Origin of the sequence: Streptomyces sp. NPDC102283 (assembly GCF_044766265.1) — a bacterium.
In the GTDB taxonomy this organism is placed as follows: domain Bacteria; phylum Actinomycetota; class Actinomycetes; order Streptomycetales; family Streptomycetaceae; genus Streptomyces.
The window spans coordinates 26,318-43,542 of sequence record NZ_JBIWLQ010000024.1; the positions used below are offsets into that span (position 1 = coordinate 26,318).

General features: G+C 71.6%; 14 protein-coding genes. 6 read left to right on the forward strand and 8 right to left on the reverse strand.

Annotation, left to right across the window (positions count from 1 at the left end):
- Window positions 1-63 precede the first annotated feature (63 nt).
- Complete coding sequence (locus ACIRJT_RS33670; RefSeq protein WP_403916911.1) at window positions 64-2,502, forward strand: hypothetical protein; 2,439 nt, start codon at window positions 64-66, stop codon at window positions 2,500-2,502.
- Here the strand turns inward: ACIRJT_RS33670 and ACIRJT_RS33675 are convergent.
- The 8 genes from ACIRJT_RS33675 to ACIRJT_RS33710 form a co-directional block, all read right to left on the reverse strand.
- On the reverse strand, window positions 2,469-4,901 hold the full coding sequence (locus ACIRJT_RS33675; protein ID WP_403916914.1) for a right-handed parallel beta-helix repeat-containing protein: 2,433 nt from the start codon (window positions 4,899-4,901) through the stop codon (window positions 2,469-2,471). The genes ACIRJT_RS33670 and ACIRJT_RS33675 overlap by 34 nt on opposite strands.
- A 167-nt stretch (window positions 4,902-5,068) precedes the next feature.
- Window positions 5,069-5,674 carry a hypothetical protein gene (locus ACIRJT_RS33680; protein ID WP_403916916.1) on the reverse strand — a complete coding sequence of 202 codons (606 nt, stop codon included), beginning with the start codon at window positions 5,672-5,674 and terminating at the stop codon, window positions 5,069-5,071.
- A 52-nt stretch (window positions 5,675-5,726) separates the two neighbouring features.
- Window positions 5,727-6,554, reverse strand: coding sequence for an MOSC domain-containing protein (locus ACIRJT_RS33685; protein WP_403916919.1), 828 nt, complete (start codon window positions 6,552-6,554; stop codon window positions 5,727-5,729).
- A gap of 129 nt (window positions 6,555-6,683) precedes the next feature.
- Window positions 6,684-7,166, reverse strand: coding sequence for a DUF6643 family protein (locus ACIRJT_RS33690; RefSeq protein ID WP_403916922.1), 483 nt, complete (start codon window positions 7,164-7,166; stop codon window positions 6,684-6,686).
- A gap of 339 nt (window positions 7,167-7,505) precedes the next feature.
- Window positions 7,506-8,771, reverse strand: coding sequence for an MFS transporter (locus ACIRJT_RS33695; protein ID WP_403916924.1), 1,266 nt, complete (start codon window positions 8,769-8,771; stop codon window positions 7,506-7,508).
- A gap of 107 nt (window positions 8,772-8,878) precedes the next feature.
- Window positions 8,879-9,394: a hypothetical protein gene (locus ACIRJT_RS33700; RefSeq protein ID WP_403916927.1), complete on the reverse strand. Its 516-nt coding sequence runs from the start codon at window positions 9,392-9,394 to the stop codon at window positions 8,879-8,881.
- A gap of 51 nt (window positions 9,395-9,445) precedes the next feature.
- Window positions 9,446-10,687 carry a hypothetical protein gene (locus ACIRJT_RS33705; protein WP_403916929.1) on the reverse strand — a complete coding sequence of 414 codons (1,242 nt, stop codon included), beginning with the start codon at window positions 10,685-10,687 and terminating at the stop codon, window positions 9,446-9,448.
- A gap of 133 nt (window positions 10,688-10,820) precedes the next feature.
- Window positions 10,821-10,976, reverse strand: coding sequence for a hypothetical protein (locus ACIRJT_RS33710; protein ID WP_188115030.1), 156 nt, complete (start codon window positions 10,974-10,976; stop codon window positions 10,821-10,823).
- A gap of 861 nt (window positions 10,977-11,837) precedes the next feature.
- On the opposite strand from ACIRJT_RS33710, the gene ACIRJT_RS33715 reads away from it, so the two are divergent.
- From ACIRJT_RS33715 to ACIRJT_RS33735, 5 genes are all read left to right on the forward strand, one after another.
- Window positions 11,838-13,337: a sensor histidine kinase gene (locus ACIRJT_RS33715; protein ID WP_403917250.1), complete on the forward strand. Its 1,500-nt coding sequence runs from the start codon at window positions 11,838-11,840 to the stop codon at window positions 13,335-13,337.
- Window positions 13,267-13,926 (forward strand): response regulator transcription factor, encoded by a 660-nt coding sequence (locus ACIRJT_RS33720; RefSeq protein WP_402023352.1) that lies wholly within the window; start codon window positions 13,267-13,269, stop codon window positions 13,924-13,926. Before ACIRJT_RS33715 ends, ACIRJT_RS33720 begins: the two co-directional genes overlap by 71 nt.
- Window positions 13,927-14,338: 412 nt before the next feature.
- Window positions 14,339-14,938 carry a carbonic anhydrase gene (locus tag ACIRJT_RS33725; protein ID WP_403916933.1) on the forward strand — a complete coding sequence of 200 codons (600 nt, stop codon included), beginning with the start codon at window positions 14,339-14,341 and terminating at the stop codon, window positions 14,936-14,938.
- 81 nt (window positions 14,939-15,019) lie between these two features.
- The gene (locus tag ACIRJT_RS33730; protein WP_403916936.1) at window positions 15,020-16,549 is read left to right on the forward strand and encodes a SulP family inorganic anion transporter; all 1,530 of its coding nucleotides are present in this window, start codon (window positions 15,020-15,022) and stop codon (window positions 16,547-16,549) included.
- 180 nt (window positions 16,550-16,729) lie between these two features.
- Window positions 16,730-17,182 carry a hypothetical protein gene (locus ACIRJT_RS33735; RefSeq protein WP_403916938.1) on the forward strand — a complete coding sequence of 151 codons (453 nt, stop codon included), beginning with the start codon at window positions 16,730-16,732 and terminating at the stop codon, window positions 17,180-17,182.
- The last annotated feature ends 43 nt before the right edge of the window (window positions 17,183-17,225 follow it).

Here is a 17,225-nt window from a genome sequence, read left to right on the forward strand (position 1 = left end):
CCGCCCGCTCCTGTGCACGTCTTCGTCGGCCGCGAGGCCGGCGCGCCCGAGAGAGAGTTCCCCTTGGCTCCTGCCGCCCCGTCCCCGTCCCCACCTTCCTCCCCGTCTCCCCAGCACACCGGGACCGCATTGGAACTGCTCGTCCACGGCGTCGGCGGCGCCACCCCGCAGGAGATGCTGGGCGACCCCCGCACCGTCCGGGTCACCGGGGACGAGACCGCGGCCGTGTACCGGCGCACCGAGGACGCCCAAGGGGAGAAGCACCCCGAGCGCTACCGGGACGAGCCCGTCGCCGAGGCGTACTGCTGGTCCGGCCTCACCTCCGGCAACGGTTCCCGCGCCCTGTGGCTGCTGCTCCTGCCGTTCATGGTGGTCAACCTCGCCCACTGGATGCGCCCCACCGCCACCGGCCGCTCCCGTGCGGTCCGGCTGTACGGCGTGCTGGTGCGGCTCATCGCGCTCAGCCTCACCGTGCTGCTCACCGCGGCCGCCTGCGAGGTCGCCCTGGACCTCCTGGCCTGGCAGTGCGCGGGAGCCGAAGCCTGCGCCGAACGCCGGTCCTGGCTCGGCTTCCTGTCGGCCCAGCAGGGCGGCTGGTGGTCCCAGCCCGGCCGCCGCCTCGCCCTGGCCGCCGTCGTGCCCGCGGCCCTGGTGGGACTCCTGTGGTACCTGTCCAACCGGACCTGGAGCGCGTACGAATCCCAACGCCCCCTGGACGAAGGGGACGTCGATGCCCACGACCCCGAAGGGGCCTACGAGGCCCACGGCCCCGACGCATCCGATCCGGACACGGACGGGGCCCCGCGCCCGCCCGCCCCGGTCCGCCCCGCGCTCGGCAGGCCCGGCTTCTGGTACGGCCGCCGCATCGTCGCCCGGCTCCGCGCCGCCCACACGGCGGCCGGGTTCCTGACCGTCGCCGCGGCCGTCGCCGGCGCCGCCGCCCGGCACGACCGGAGCGACGACGGCCCGGTGCCCCGGTTGCTCGGCGCGGCCGTCGAGGGCGGCATCGTCCTGTGCGCGCTCGTCGTCATCGCGGTCGTCTGCCGCCGGGGCCGCAGCGAACGGACCCGCGACACCAAGCTGGACGCGGCCCTCATCACCTATCTGCCCGGCTCCGCGCTCGTCCTGCTCGCCCTCGCCGTCGGGTACGCCTCCTGGTCGCGCCCGGACTGGCGGTCCTCGGGCAGCCTGCCCGGCGAGACCGCCTTCCGCCTCCTCGCCCTCGGCCAGGGCGTCCTCGTCGTCGTCCTCGCCCTGGTCGCCCGGAGCCTCTACCGGCGAACCCCCGAACCGCGCACCATCCTCCACGGACTCGGCGGCCCCGCCGTCGCGATGCTCGCCTGCGCCCTCGGCGGCGTGATGACGGGCGGGGTGGCCCAGCGCGTCGCCGACTGGCTCGACGGGCCCGGGAGCCCGGGCATGGGCCACGAAAGCGACATCGCCGGGCCACCGGTCCTGCTCAGCTGGCAGGCCTCCGTCATCCCGGTGCTCCTGCTGCTCCTGCTCGTCCCGGTGCTGGTGCTGATCGTCCGCACCGCGCGCACCGCCCGCCGCCTCGGCCCGGTCATCGAGGCGGAGTACGCCCCCGAACCGCCCGACGAGGGCCGCACCCGCCGCATCGCCCGGATCCGCGCGACCGCCGCCCTCACCGACTCCGCGCCCTGGATCGTCGGCGTGGTCTCCGGGGCCACCCTGCTGCTCGGGGCAGGCGCGATCGTCGGCTCCTGGCGCAGTGACGAGGTGCCGGGCCGGGCCGCCGACGGCAGCTGGCCGCTCATCGAATCGTTCGCCGAGGCCGCGCAGTCGACCGGCTCCTGGCTGATCGGCTTCGGCTTCGTCCTGTTCGTCGCCGGCGGCCGCCGCGCCTACAAGGACGCCTCGGCCCGCCGCACCATCGGCATCCTCTGGGACGTGGGCACCTTCTGGCCGCGCGCCGCCCACCCCTTCGCGCCCCCGTGCTACGCCGAGCGCGCGGTCCCCGACCTCGCCTCCCGGATGTCCGCGTGGACGGCGACCACGCCCCGGGGCCGGCTCGTCATCTCGGGCCACTCGCAGGGCAGCGTGCTCGCCGCGTCCGCCGTCTGGCAACTGCCCGACGCGACCCGCCGACGGGTCGCGCTGCTCACCTACGGCTCGCCCCTGGAGCGGCTGTACGGGCGGTGGTTCCCGGCCTACTTCGGTCCCGAGCCGCTGCTCGGGCTGCACCGTTCGGTGCACTGCTGGCGCAATCTGTGGCGGGCCACGGACCCGATCGGCGGCCCCGTCCGCATCTGCGCCGACCCCGACCCGGGCGTCGACCGGGGCCCCTTGAAAGACCCGTTGGCCTACGGACGGACCGCGAAGCTCCCACTTCCCGAACCGATCCTCGGGCACTCCGACTACCAGGCCGACCCGGTCTTCGCCGAGGCGCGGGCCGCCCTCATCGACGAACTGGGGCCGCTGGTGCCCCGGCAGGCGGAGGCGGGCCTTCAGAAGGGCAGCTCGGGGAGGTCCTCCGGGTAGAGCAGGGTCAGGTCGTCCGTGCTCGTCTCGGCGAGCTGGGCGACCCGGCCCGCGTGCCGCTCCACCATGGACTCGAAGGTCTGGCGGGCGGTGCGGCCGTTGCCGAAGGCGGGGCCCTTGGGCAGCTCCGTGAAGTACTTGAGCAACGCCTCCCCGGTGCCCTCCGCCAGGCTGTACTCGTGCTCCTCGGCCTGCTGCTCGACGATCCGCAGCAGCTCCTCGGGGAGGTAGTCATCGAAGGTGATGGTCCGCGAGAACCGCGAGGCCACCCCGGGGTTGACGGTGAGGAACCGCTCCATCTCGTGGGTGTAGCCCGCGACGATCACGACCACCGCGTCCCGGTGGTCCTCCATCAGCTTCACCAGCGTGTCGATGGCCTCCCGCCCGAAGTCCCGCCCGGAGTCCTCGGGAGAGAGAGCGTACGCCTCGTCGACGAACAGCACCCCGCCGCGCGCCCGGTCGAACGCCTCCTGGGTCCGGATCGCCGTCGAGCCGATGTGCTCCCCGACCAGGTCAACCCGGGACACCTCGACCAGGTGGCCGCGCTCCAGCACACCGAGCGAGGCCAGGATCTCCCCGTACAGCCGGGCGACCGTGGTCTTGCCCGTACCGGGGGAGCCGGTGAAGACGAGGTGCCGGCGGACGGACGCGGCCTTGAGACCGGCCTCCTGGCGGCGGCGGCCCACCTCGATCATGTCGGTGAGCGCCCGCACCTCGCGCTTGACGCTGTCCAGGCCCACCAGCGCGTCCAGCTCGCCGAGGACCGCCGAGGAGTCCCGGGCCGGCTCCACCGGGGCCACCGGCTCAGGAGCGGGCTCGACCGCGCGCTGCCCGGGCAGCGCGCCCAGCAGACCGGGCGTCGACCGGGTCTCCGTCAGCACCGCGGGCGGCGGCGGGGCCGAAGCCGTACGCAGACCGCTCTCGTCGCTCGTGCAGTTCTCGGCGACCGGCCCGGTCGCGGCGCCGTGGTCGCCCTCGGGGAACTCGTAACCGCCCCGGGCGCACCGCTCGGTACGGCAGCGGGTGAGGGTGGTGCGGCAGCCCTCCATGATGTGGAAGCCGTAGCCCTCGCTGCCCGTCACCCGGCAGCTGTCGAAGGTGCCCCGGCCCTCGGCCGAGACGTAGAACCCCGCCTCGGCCGGGGAGGTGACCGTGCAGCGCTCGATGGTGGGGTCCGCGCCCTTGGTGACGATGACACCGGTCTGCGCCGCGTCGATGGTGCAGTTGTTCAGCGTGCCGCCGCTGCCGTGGTCGCGGAACCAGGCGCCCGTGGACGCCTCCCGGATCCGGCAGTCGTCCAGCTGGGCGGTGGCCCCGTCGCTCACGGAGACGGCGGTGTTGCGGATCTGGGAGAGGTCGCTGTCCACGACGTCGGCGCGCGACCCCCGGTCGAGGACGAACAGCGCGTCGGGCACGTCGTGCACCCGGCAGGCGTCCAGTATCACCGTCGCGCCGTCGCTGACCCAGACCGCCGGGTAGTCGCCCGTACTGTCGTGGATCTCGCACTGGTTGGCGTCCACCCGGGTCCCCGGGTCCCAGACCGAGAGTCCGTTGCGGCCGAAGCGGCGGACCGTGGAGCGGGTCAGCGTGAGCACCGAACGCGACCGCAGGTCGACGGCGTTCTCCGGGATGTCGTGGATGTCGCAGTCGGCGAGCGTGAGCACCGCGTCGGTGTCCAGCGTGACGCCGTCCGCCGAGGTGCGGTGCACGGTGCAGTCGGTCAGGTGGGCCGAGCCGCGCGCGGTGACCTGGATGCCGCTGCCCTTGATCTCGTACACCTCGCAGCCGAACGCCTCCAGACCGCTGCCCTCGCCGGTGACGCCGATGCCCGCCCCGGACGCGTGGTGGATCCGGCAGCGGTCCAGGCGCGGATGCCCGCCGTCGCGGACCGAGACCCCGGACTGGCCCGAGGAGACGACCTCGCACTCCTCGAACACGCCGCCCGCACCGTCCAGCACGGCGATGCCGACCCCGGCCGGATTGTCGACCGTGCAGCGCCGCACGGTGGGCCGGGCCGCGCCGCGCACCTCGATGCCCGCGGCGGACCGTGTCACGATCCGCAGGTCCGTCAGCTCCGCGGTGCCGTCCTCGACCAGCAGCGCCGGGGCCGCCGAGTCCTGGCCCTCGACATGGAGGTCCTGGATGACCGCGGAGGCGCGCACGGTCAGCGGTACGCCGTCGGCCGGGGCGATCCGCACGGAACCGACCGAACCCTCGGGGCCGCGCAGGGTCACCGCGCGATGGACGACGAGATTCTCCCGATAGGTCCCGGGCGCGACGGTGAGGACGTCGCCGTCGGCTGCCGCCTCCAGTGCCGCGGAGAGGGAGGCGTACTCGCCCGTGCGGCGGCGCCATCGCGATGTGCCGGTGTGCGTCACCTGGACCGTGCCCTGTGCCATGGCGTTGCTGTGCCCCCACCTCGTGCTGTGCGATGCCTCGGTTCAGTCCGTCGCCGGGGAGGCGGACGGGGTCGGACCACCGTAGCGCGCGTGAGGGGCGGGAGTTGACGAGTCCGCCCCGTCGAGCGATGTCGCCCGCCGTCGCCTCCGGCCGGGGGAGGCCGTGGTCAGCCGCCCGTTCCCGCCCTGCCCCAGTCCGGGCCCGCCTCGGCCCACTCCCGGTCCAGCCGTGCGTACCGCCGCCGCTCCATGCGTCCCACGGCCAGTCGGCGGCCCGCCTCGACGCAGCCGGCGGCGAGCAGGAACGTGCCGATGCCGGCCAGCACCGCGTGGGTCCGGGCGGTGTGCCCGTCCATCGGCGGCGGCACCGGGCTGCCCGCCGCGTCCGTCCAGATCCGCACCGGGGACCCCGGGCCGCCCGGCCGCGACGCGGTGGCCACCTTCCCGGTGCGCGGACTGCCGTCCGGGGCCTCCCAGGACGCCACCACCCAGATGCGCGCGGCCCGTTCGACGCCGCCCTCGGGATCACCGGCGAACCGTTTTGGCCCCGCCGGACCCACCACGACCGCGTCGACGGGGTGACGCTCCTCGTGCTGGGCCCGTACCGACCGCTGGAGGGCGGCGTCGGCGACCGTCCCGCCCGCCCAGCCCGCGGCCGGGGCCCCGATCAGGAGGAGCAGCAGGGCCCCGAGCGCCACCCGGGCCTCGCGTCGATCGGTGGCACGGCGCAGCGGACTGCCCCGCCCGCGCAACAGTGCCCACAGCACCCACACGCCCGCGCCCCCTGCTTCTTCTGCCGATCTGCCGATCTGCCGATCTGTCGTTCTATCGATCGAGGATCCGGACGGGATCCCCGACCCGGATCACTCCCGTCCCCTCGGGGATCAGATTCTGGCCGAAGACCAACTGCTTGCCGAACCTGCGGTGGCGGGCCAGCGTGAGCAGCGGCTCCCTGCCCCGCTCGGCGGTGCGCTGGTCGGTCGTCGTCATCACACAGCGGCCGCAGGGCTTGGCCACCGTGAAGGCGACCTCGCCGATGGCGATCCGCCGCCAGTCGTCCTCCGCCCATGCCTCCGTCTCCCCGATCACCACGTTGGGCCGGAAACGGTCCATCGGCAGCGGGCCCTCCCCGGGCCGGTCGCCCGTGGCGATCAGGGCGTTGAGCGCGTCGAGCGACGCGGTGGTGGTCACCAGCAGCGGGTAGCCGTCGGCGAGGGAGACCATGTCCCCGGGCCGGGCGAAGAGCGGGTCGACGGGCCTGCGGTGCGACGGCTCGTCGAGATGCACGAGCCGGACCTCCGTACCGAGCACCGCGCTCAGCCAGTCATGGGCGTCGCCCGGCGCCTCCTCCACCACCACGGTGTCCCGGTGCAGCTCCACCGTGAGCATGCGCCCGGCCTCCGGCCCCTCGACGCGCCGGGACGGAAATCCCGGCGCGGACAGGAGCACGCCGCCGCCCGGCAGCGGCTCGGCCGCGATCCGCGCCATGAACGGCTGCTGACGCTGTGTGACGGCCCTGGACGCCTTGTCGACCAGCATCCAGCGACGGTCGCCGTCGAGTCCCCATGGCTCGACGGCGACCATGTCGCAGGCGCGGGCGGCAAGCGACTTGACCGGATAGACGTGGGCGGAACGGAGCACGGGAAAGCTCATGCGTCCATCCTGCCAGCAACCCCTGACCCCGTACGCGCGGCTTTCAGGGCGCCCGCGACACCCTTATGTCCTGGATGCGGCTGATGCCCGGTGCGTCCCCCGGCGCACCTCGACGCACGGAGCCGCGGTTCAGTACCCCCGGCTCTGGTACGGCCGGTTGTACGGGTCCTCGTACGGCGACTGCGCCGGAGCGGGCCGCGGCGAGGCCGGGCGCATCGACTCGTACCCGGTGGTGGGCGCGGGCCGCGGCGGCTGGGGCTGCTGCGGATAACCGCGGACCGCCGAGGGCTGCTGCGGGATGTACGGCGCGGGCGCGTGCTGCAGTTGGGCGGGCTGCATCGGCGCGTGCTGTGCCGGAGCCTGCTGGTACTGCGGCGTCGGCTGCTGCTGCGGGTAGCCGTAGCCGGTCTGCTGCGACGGGGCCGCGGGCAGGGCGGGCAGCGCCGACGGCAGGGCCGGCAGGTAGCTGTTGCCGGTGTCATAGGCGGCCGGAACCCGGATGGGGGCGATCTGAGGGGTTCCCCGCTCCGCGACCAAGGAGTCGTAGATCGGAGTGTCGGGGAACGACGCGGCGTAGTAGCCGCCGCCGAAGGTGGAGCGGGGGGACGTCATGCCACCTAAGTTAAGCCCACGATGTGCCGTATGGGGAGCCCCCATCTTTGGGTTATCCGTTTTACGCTGGTTCTGTGCGCCGGGCCCGCCGAAACACCGTTAAAGCTTTCGTTAACAGCAGGGACCTTTCCGCTGGTGGGCGACGGCTTCGGCACGCGCTCCCGACCGTGAAGGGGGAACGGCGTCGACGCATGCGGGAGACGGGCGAATAGCGTTTGTGCAAAGCGCGATGCGCTCGGTTCGATGTCGCGGAGATCGTCCGCCGGCCCGAAAGGCCCGGCCTTCCATCGGCCCTGCCTCGGGCCTCCCTCCGTTCCCGTACACCATGTGGCACTGCCCTCACTCGCACCGCCCCCACCCGCCCGGTCCGGTGGGACCGGCCGTGCGCGATGCGCGGCGCGGGAACCGGCCGGCCAGCGGCAGCACCAACAGGGCCGCCAGCCCGCCCATCAGGGCCAGTGCCGGGTAGCCGTCCCGCGCGACGACCGGACCCGACGCCAGGCTTCCGACCGCTCCGGCGACCGCGAGCCCCATATCCACCAGGCCCTGGGTGGTGGAGCGCCGGTCCGGGGGCAGTGCGTCGGTGACGATCGCGGTGCCGCTGATCAGCCCGAAGTTCCAGCCCAGGCCGAGGAGTACGAGAGCGGCGCCGAGCGCGGGCGTCGAGTCCGCGGGTGACAGGGCGGCCAGTGCCCCTGCCGCCAGCAGCAGCGGTCCGGACGCGCAGGCGACCCATCGTCTGCCGATCCGGTCGACGAGCAGCCCGGTGAACGGGGAGGGCAGGAACATCGCCCCGACGTGCAGGGAGATCACGAGCCCCGCGGCCTGGGCCGAATGACCGTGCGCCAGCATGTGCACCGGTGTCATCGTCATGATCCCGATCATCACGACCTGGGCCAGGACCATGACCGCGGCGCCCACGGCGACATCGTGACGCCCGGCGGGAGCGGCGGCCCCGGCACGGGGCCCGCCCGTACCCGTGTCACCCTCCTCGCCGGTGTCCGCGCCCCGGTCCTGGGCACCCCTGGCGGCCAGTTCCTGGGCGAGCCGGAGCGGATCGGGCCGTAGCAGGCAGGCGAGGACGACCGCGGTGGCGGCGAACGCCGCGGCCGCCAGCAGGAAGGGGCCGGCGAGACGGGGCACTCCCCAGGCGTGCGCGACCTCGCCGGCCGGCGTCACCAGCACGGGCCCGGCCACCGCGCCGAGGGTGGTGGCGAAGAGCACCGCGCTCACGGCCCGTCCGCGCCGGGCGGGGGAAGCCAGATCCGCTCCGGCGTAGCGCGCCATGAGGCCGGTCGCCGTACCCATCCCGTACACCACGAGGGCCGGGAAGAGCAGTGCCACGCTTCCGGTGGCGGCGGCCACCACCACGCCGACGCTGCCGAGCGCCCCGGTCGCGTAGCCCAGCGCCAGTCCGGGACGACGGCCCCTGCGGGTGCAGAGCCGGCCGATGCCGAGCGCGCCGACTGCGGCCCCGGCGGTGAAGAGCGCGCTCGGGACTCCCGCGAGTCCGGTGGAGCCGAGCATCTCCTCGGCGAGCAGGGCCCCGACGGTTATCCCCGCCGTGAGGCCGGCGCCACTCATGACCTGGGCCAGTACCAGCACGGCCAGAATGCGCCGCTGTTCCGGAATCTCACCCGCGGCAACCGGATGTCTGTTGCGAGTCGACAAGGGGGAGCTTCCGATCGTCATACGGGCGAAGGGGGTTCTGCTCAGGCAACGGCCATCGGTTTCAGATCAGCGATGTCCGTGAGGGAAATGCCCATCTGCTCATGGAGGAAACGCACCATGGTCCAGTGCGGCAGTGCACCTTCGTCGAACGGCCCGAATTCTCGGCAGTACAGAGGAATCCAGCGCAATGCCTCTTCCAGTGCCTGCTCGCGCCCGGGCTCCTCCTGATAGTCCTCGTAAGCGATGCTGCGGTGGTTGATGAAGAACCGCCCGGGAAGTCGCTCTTCGCACAGCACGCGGTATTCGCGGGTCTGCAGGATGAGGTAGTGCCATATCTCGTCGATGTCCTGTTCGACGGGCAGGAAGAGCCCGCTGAGCCGGTCCGGGTACCGGGAGACGAGGTAGAGGTACCGCAGGCATTCCGTGACCTGACGCTCCACGAATTCCCGGGGTGCGTCAGGTGCCTTGTCGCAGAAATACCGCAACACCTCGGTGTGCAGCGCGTTCCCGAGAAGACGCTTCAGGTCGTCGGCGGAGCGTGTCTGTCCGCTGGTCATGGCACTCCGATTTCTGAGAGGGGGGAGGAGGAGGACGGAGACGGCGGCGCGTCAGACGCCGTCCACGGCGAGCCAGGAGTACTTGCCGGAGCGGCCGATGGGGATATGGGTGCGGTGCTCGATCCGGCAGTTCCGTCCGGTCAGTTCGCCGATGCCCTGCCGCAACGCGGTGGCCTCGGCGGCTCCGAGAGGTTCGTCGGTGAACGTCGTGTACAACAGGGTGGCGTCGGCGTCGCCTTGGAGGCGCAGTTGGTGCAGGAAGATCCGGGGGGAAGCGTTCGCGATATGCCGGTCGAGGTCGCCCTGGGCGACCGGGCCGTTCGGTGTGCTCAGCAATTCCTTCTGGCGGCCGCAGAACTGGGTGATCGCCGCGGGGTCGGGCGAGCCGTCCAGCGTGCGCACACAATCGCCCGACCGATAGCGGACGAGCGGCATGTGGGGATTGCGCACACTGGTGACGATGAGCTGGTGGATCGTGCTTCCGGGGGCCACCGGCAGGAGCTCGACGCTCATCCCTGCCAGGTGGGGCCAGTACCGGCCCTCCCGGTCGCTGTAGTAGAGGTAGCCCAACTCCGTACTGCCGAAGAGGTCGATGACCGGGCAGGCGAAGCGCTGGTGCAGGAACCGCCTGACGTTCAGCGGGGTGTACTCGTAGGCGTGGATGATGCTGGCCGGCGCGGGGAACGCGCCCAGCAGGCCCCAGGCCTCCGCCTTTCGTACCAGGTGCGCCAAGTGGTAGCCGGAGCAGTCGAGGTGGTACTGGCCCTGTGGGTGTGTGCTCCGTGCCAGGTCGATCTCGCGGAGCATCCGCAGTACGTCCTTGCGGACCCACTGCGCCGGATCCAGCCGCAGGTTGAGGTAGCAGGTGCGCTCGTCGAGCCAGCGGTCGGCCAGGATGGGTATGCCCCTGTGCTCCACGCCGCGTCGGGCGGCGTTGACCCGCGCCACGTGTTCCGTGGCGAGCACCGTGGTCAGGGAGACGCGGCGGCAGCCCGACTCCCAGGTCCCGCCGATGTCCGGGTGGTTCCGCCACAACTCGTAGTACGAGTGCAGCAGGAAGTACGGAGGCCGGATGATCTGCATCCGGGCGTGGTTGGTGCCGGTGGACAGCACGAACTCCGCCTCGCCGGTCTCCAGCGCCGTCGCCAGCCGGGGCGTCATCCAGTTGTCGGGGAACCCGCGAGCGATCTCCGGCTTGTCGAGCAGGGGGAAGTGGCCCTTCGCCAGGGACTCCTGATAGATAGGTATGTCGCGAATATGCTCGATGACATCGCTGGTCGGCTGGCCCTTCATTAATTCCTTCTCATGTTTCGCATAGCCGAAGTGACCTCGGCCATGAGGGAGACGGAGTCGGGTCGCCCGGGAACATGCTGCGGTGGGGGGAGGAGGTTCTTGCAGAGCTGATCCCGGGCGCCCCCGTGGTCGATCAGGAGATACAGCCGGCCTTCGGTGCGGCGCTGATGCAGCCGTTCTTGGGTGCGGCGCTGATGCAACCGTTCTTCGCGGCCTGCTGGGCCGAGTTGGCGGCGAGCCAATTCTGCCAGACGTTGTCCTGGGCCATCTTCTTGATCAGGTGTTCCATGAGGTCCTCCGGTGATAGTGCGGAAGGTACTCCCTGAGGCGGGCCGACGGTGAATGGATTTCGCCTCGGCCTGCCCGCTGAATGTAAAAGGGAGGTTGAGCAACTGTCAATGAACGGCAATGTCGAACTATTGGAAGCAGCCCCGGAGGGACCGGTTTGGCGTGATTCCGTTGCTCGGGATACGCGTCGGCGCCGGCCCGGGTCGCGGCTCGCGCACCCGGCCGCGTCGTCCGCGGAGCCCCTGATGGAAGCGGGTGGACCGGCGTGTTCGGGGGGTGCCGGTGCGGTGCCGGACACGGCGGCGGGTTCCGAAGATGAGAATGCTCTCCTCATGTCCGTGCACGTGACCCCGCGAAGGCAGACTGGTCCGATGCTGTGGCGTGGGGTGGGGTCGGTACTGGCAGGATGTGGAGCAGGGACACTGGTGTTACTGGTCGTATGGATATGGCCCGGGCAGAATGTGCCGCCCTCCATGGGGCCCGTCGTCGTCGTGCCCTTCCTGCACGGGCCGACGCCTTCGGCCACCGTCCCGCCCGACCCCGGCCGTCCCGCCGTGACACCGACACCTTCCCCCGCCTCGCCCGGTCCGTCCGGCACCTGCCCGGGCGGCCGGGCCGTGTCGCCCCCGCCACCGCCCGAATCCGACGACAAGGGCACCGACTCCCGTAACGTCCCCGGGACCGGTGGCGCTGAGGGGATAGCACGGACTACCAGTGACGACGAGAAGGCCTCACGTGTTCCCAGGGGTGGCTTGGGCGATGCGGACGACGCGGAGGATGAAGAGGACGAGAGCGACGACAAGGACGAGGAAGCGTCAACTGGCCGCAATCGGGGGGATACGGACGACGAGTGGGACGACTGATGCTCAGGCGCTCGACCAGCGCCCGGTCCCGGATCGTCGGTTGGATGCTCATGCTTCTCAGCGCTGCCCTGGCCGTGCCCACCTTCGGGATCACGATCGTCTGGCAGGCCGAGCTGGACCGGCAGGTCGACGCGCAACTCCTTTCCGAGGCCGACAAGCTACGCGCGTTCGCCCGCACCTCACGCGACCCGTACACCGGTGAGCGCTTCACCACGGGCGCCTCGCTGCTGACGGCGTTCATGGCGGTCCACCGGCCCGAGCACAACGCCACCTTCTTCAGCGTCGTGAACGGACGGGCCGACCGACGCAGCCCCGGCATGGTCCCGGCCCGCCTGGACCGTGACCCGGAGGTCGTGGCCCTGATGGCGCGGACGGCCGACACCCGTATCCGTACGCTGGACTCCCCGGCCGGCGCGGTCCGTTACGGTGTCGTCCCGGTACAGATGGCGGGCGACCACAACGACACCCGGCTCGTCCTGGTGACCTTCCGGGACCGGGAGCTGCGGCAGGAACGCCACATGGCGCGACTGCTGCTGGCCTCGGGAAGCTTCGCCCTGGTGGTCGCGGGACTGGCGAGCTGGCTGGTCGCGGGCCGGGTGCTGGCCCCGATCCGGCTGGTCAGGCAGACGGCCGAGCGGATCAGCGAGACGGACCTCACCCAGCGGCTGCCGGTGCGGGGCAGCGACGACGTGGCGGAACTGGCCGAGACGTTCAACCACATGCTCGACCGCCTGTCGGGCGCCTTCACCGCGCAACGCCAGTTCCTGGACGAGGTGGCCCACGAACTGCGGACCCCCATCACGGTCCTGCGCGGACATCTGGAGCTGATGGACGAGGACCCCGACAGCCGGCGCGGCCAGACCAGGGCCCTGCTCTTCGACGAACTCGACCGGATGCGAAGGATCGTGGAGGACCTGCTCCTCCTCGCCCGGGCCGAGCGCCCCGACTTCCTCACCCTCGGCCAGGCCAGTCTGACCGACCTGGTGGTCGACACGGCCGCCAAGGCCCAGGCGCTGGGGCGCAGGCGCTGGACGGTGGCCGAGGTCGCCGACGTCAGCGTGCACCTGGACGAACAGCGGGTCACCCAGGCACTGATGCAGCTCGCTGCCAACGCGGTCGGCCACACCGGAGAAGGGGACGCCATCGAGATCGGGTCACGCCTGTGGCGCGGCCGGGCACTGCTGTGGGTGGCGGACACCGGGCCCGGCGTGGCCCCGGAGGACCGCGAACGGATCTTCCAGTGCTTCTACCAGGGGGGCACCGCGGTACCCGGCCGGGCCGCTCCCGGCATCGGACTCGGACTCGCGCTGGTCCGCGAGATCGCCCAGGCACACGACGGTGTCGCCCACGTCGAGGAGGCCCCAGGGGGCGGCGCGAGATTCGTCATCGACCTTCCCGCACTGCACCCCACGACGGAAGGAACCTATGGTGAGCAGGATCTTGATAGCCGAGGACGAGGAAAGAATTGCCGCCTTCGTCGAAAAAGGCCTGCGCCGTAGCGGGTACGTCACCCGGGTCGTCGCCGACGGCGTCTCCGCCTACGAGCACGCCCGCGGCCGGGACTTCGACCTCCTGATCCTCGACCTCGGCCTGCCCGGCGACGACGGGCTGACGGTGCTGCGCAAGCTGCGGAAGGCTCGCATCGCCCTGCCCGTCGTCATCCTCACCGCGCGCGACAGCGTGAGCGACATCGTGGCCGGGCTGGAGAGCGGCGCCGACGACTACATGGTCAAACCCTTCGCCTTCGACGAGTTACTGGCCCGCGTACGGCTGCGTCTGCGCCGTGAGGAGCCGCCGGAGAACTTTCTGCTGCGGGTGGGCGATCTGATCCTCGACCTGCGCACCCGCCGGGCGCAGGTGGGTGAGCGCGTCTCCGACCTGTCCGCCCGTGAGTTCGCCCTCGCCGAGATCCTGATGCGCAACCCCGACCGGGTGCTGTCCCGGGAGCAGCTGCTCAGCCAGGTATGGGGGTTCGACTACGACCCGGGCTCGAACATCGTCGACGTCTACATCCGCTATCTGCGGCGCAAGATCGGCGCCGACCGGGTCCAGACCGTGCGGGGCGTCGGCTACCGGCTCCGGGCCTGACCACCGGGGCGGGCGGCTTCGGAGGGCGGCGTACACACACTGCCCCACCGGGGCGGGCGGCTTGGGTGGGGCGGCGTAGGCACACCGCCGTACCCGATGAGAACAGTCTCACCGCCGTCTCACCGCCACCTCATCGCCCGCCCCGAGAATCCTCGTTACGGGTCATCGGTGACGCGAGGCCCGTGAGCGGCGCAGACGGTCGCCGCGGCCCCGCCCGGGAACAGGGCGCCGCCGCCACACCGGACCAGCAGACACGGAGGCGAACCCCCCGCCTGCCCTGCGACGCGAGCACCCGCACCTGACCCACGTGGTACCCGGTCCACCCGTGTGCCGCGCAAGCCCGGTCGTGGGCGGGGTGAGAACCCGCCCCGCGTGAAGAGCCCCACGCCGCTTCCGTATGGAGGACACTCCTGTGCGACAACTCATCGACCACGCCCGCACCTTCCGCTCCCGCTGCGGTGGAGTGGGCCGTGATCTCCAGAGCTTCGAGGGCGGCCAGAAGCCCTCCGCCATGTTCATCACCTGCTCCGACTCCCGGGTGGTCCCCACCCTGCTGACCGACTCCGGCCCCGGCGAGCTCTTCGAGATGCGTACGGCCGGAAACATCGTCCCGCCCTACGATCCGGACGCGCCCACCAGCGAGATGGCGACGATCGAGTATGCCGTCTGCGTGCTGGAGGTGTCCGACATCATCCTCTGCGGGCACTCCCACTGCGGCGCCGTGGGAGCCCTCGCCAGGGGCGACGACCTGCGGACCCTGCCGGCGGTACGCGGATGGCTCGGCAGATGCGCCCCGACGGGCGGTCCACAGGATCCCGACGAGTTCGGCCCCGACTGCGAACAGCCCGTACAGCGCCATGCGGTCGCGCAACTGGACGCGTTGCGCGACTACCCGTGCGTGAGCCGGGCCGTCCGCGAGGGCCGACTCGGTCTGCACGCCTGGTACTACGAGGTCCACACCGGCGCCGTGCAGGCCCACCGGCCCTCCACCGGAACCTTCTCCTCCCTGTGACAGCGACCCACCGGTGAACAGGCGGGCCGCTCCCGCCGCCACCTGCTGTCTCCCCCCACTCCCCTAGGAGCTGAAGCTCTCATGTCGTCTCCACTCCGGTTACGCCCGGACGTCGTGTCCCGCGACATCCTCGCCTCGATCGTGGTGTTCCTCGTCGCCGTGCCCCTGTGCGTCGGCATCGCGGTCGCCTCCGGCGTCCCCGCCGAACTGGGCCTGGTCACCGGCATCGTCGGCGGCCTGATCGCCGGCGCGATGCCGGGCAGTTCGCTCCAGGTCAGCGGCCCGGCCGCCGGGCTCACCGTCCTGGTGTACGAGGCGGTCACCACCCACGGCGTCGCGGCGCTCGGCGTCCTCGTCCTGTCCACCGGTCTCCTCCAGGTCGGACTCGGCCTGATCGGCTTCGGCCGGTGGTTCCGCGCCATATCGACCGCAGTCGTGCACGGCATGCTCGCCGGCATCGGTCTCGTCCTGATCGGCAGCCAGCTCTACGCCATGGCCGGGGCCAGCGCCCCGGGGAACGGCCTCGACAACCTGGCCGGGCTGCCGGAGCTGTTCACGCAGATCACCGGATCCGCGGCGATCTCCTCCACCGCGATCGGCGTCGGCACCATCGTCGTGCTGATCCTCTGGAAGCGGCTTCCCGGACGCCTGCCCCAGATGCTCCCCGGGCCGCTGGTGGCCGTGGGGCTGGCCACCGCGGCGGTGGCGGTGTTCGACCTGCCCGTCGCCCCCATCAAGGTCCAGGGGCTGATCGACTCACTGCGACTGACGGGCCTGGACGACTTCGGTCTCCTGGCCGACGTCAGCCTCCTGGGCGTCATCCTCGCCTTCACGCTCATCGCCTCGGCCGAATCCCTCTTCAGCGCCGCGGCCGTGGACCGGATGCACGACGGGCCGCGCACGCAGTACAACAAGGAACTCATCGCCCAGGGAACGGGCAACACCATCTGCGGCCTCGTCGGCGCACTGCCCATGACCGCCGTCATCGTGCGCAGTGCAGCCAACGTGCAGGCAGGTGCACTCACCAAGGGCTCCCGCATCATGCATGGAGCGTGGCTGCTGCTGTTCGCGGCCCTGTTTCCCGCCGTACTCGGCCTGATCCCCGTGGCCGCCCTCGCCGGGATCCTCGTCCACGCCGGCGCCAAGCTCATCCCCGTCGCGACCATCCGCCCGCTCTGGCGTGAACACCGGGGCGAGGCCGTGGTCCTGGTGGTGACCGCGCTGGCGATCGTCTTCACGGACATGTTCATGGGTGTGCTGCTCGGCATCGGGCTGGCCGTGATCAAGACGGCCTGGGAGACCTCCGCCGTCCGCCTCGACATCGACGAGCAGGACGACCGCACCACGGTCTCCCTCAGCGGCAGCGCCACCTTCCTGCGCCTGCCCCTGATCCTCGACACCCTGGAGGCCCTGCCGAAGGACCGGCCGGTGGAGCTCGACCTCTCCCGGCTGCGCCACGTGGACCACGCCTGCCGCACCGCCCTGGAGGCGTGGAGCGCGCACAGCGGCGCCGTCCAGGGCTCCGTCCCGGCGACGCAGGACACACCCCGCGAGGCCGCCCTCGCGGGCGCCGCTCCGGACCGTGATGGCCCTCCGCGCACCACGCCCTAGGTGTATTGATCACGAGCGCGTCGCCGGCACGGGCCGCGCTTGACCATGGCGAAGACCTCCGTGCGGTGAAGGTGTCGAATCCTCACCGCACGGAGGTCTTCGTGTCCCGAACCCCACCCGCACTCGCACTCGCGGGAAAAGGAGATGCTGTCACCTGACCTGCACAGGCAGGATCGATCCATGTCGACCGATGTCAGCGGAATGGTCGAATGCCGACCGGGGGCCCGCATATGGGGCCCCGACGACGAGGACTCCGTGTGGGAGGTCGGCATCGATCTCTTCCTCCTCAACAGGGGCAACGCCTACGACGGCCTGGCCTGCCTCTTCGGAGTCCGGAATTCCTTCGGCTTCCGTCCCCTGGCGGAAGATCGTGGTTTCCCGGACGACGCCTCGGATGGGCTACGAGGTGTGTTCGCCGGCTACGGCGGCCCCGACGATGTGTACGGGACCACCTGGCTGACCTGGGCCGAGGTGGACACCACGGACTGGCGGCAGACCGACGCCTCAGGCACAAGAACCCGCGCGTCAGCCGCAGGGATAGACACCGACTGGGGCCGAGTCTGGAGCGTCATGCGCATCCTCGGCGAAGTCCACGGAGCCGAGAACGTACGCCTTGTCGTCTGGTTCCACTGAATGTCTGTCCGGGATCGCTGATACAGCGTTGAGCCGACCACCG

What these genes read in the sequence shown, in the direction of transcription:
- ACIRJT_RS33715 (WP_403917250.1), top strand. Translation starts at nt 11,838, where the DNA reads ATGCTCAGGCGCTCGACCAGCGCCCGGTCCCGGATCGTCGGTTGGATG.
- ACIRJT_RS33710 (WP_188115030.1), bottom strand. Translation starts at nt 10,976, where the DNA reads ATGGAACACCTGATCAAGAAGATGGCCCAGGACAACGTCTGGCAGAAT.
- ACIRJT_RS33685 (WP_403916919.1), bottom strand. Translation starts at nt 6,554, where the DNA reads ATGAGCTTTCCCGTGCTCCGTTCCGCCCACGTCTATCCGGTCAAGTCG.
- ACIRJT_RS33690 (WP_403916922.1), bottom strand. Translation starts at nt 7,166, where the DNA reads ATGACGTCCCCCCGCTCCACCTTCGGCGGCGGCTACTACGCCGCGTCG.
- ACIRJT_RS33675 (WP_403916914.1), bottom strand. Translation starts at nt 4,901, where the DNA reads ATGGCACAGGGCACGGTCCAGGTGACGCACACCGGCACATCGCGATGG.
- ACIRJT_RS33730 (WP_403916936.1), top strand. Translation starts at nt 15,020, where the DNA reads ATGTCGTCTCCACTCCGGTTACGCCCGGACGTCGTGTCCCGCGACATC.
- ACIRJT_RS33700 (WP_403916927.1), bottom strand. Translation starts at nt 9,394, where the DNA reads ATGACCAGCGGACAGACACGCTCCGCCGACGACCTGAAGCGTCTTCTC.
- ACIRJT_RS33705 (WP_403916929.1), bottom strand. Translation starts at nt 10,687, where the DNA reads ATGAAGGGCCAGCCGACCAGCGATGTCATCGAGCATATTCGCGACATA.
- ACIRJT_RS33735 (WP_403916938.1), top strand. Translation starts at nt 16,730, where the DNA reads ATGTCGACCGATGTCAGCGGAATGGTCGAATGCCGACCGGGGGCCCGC.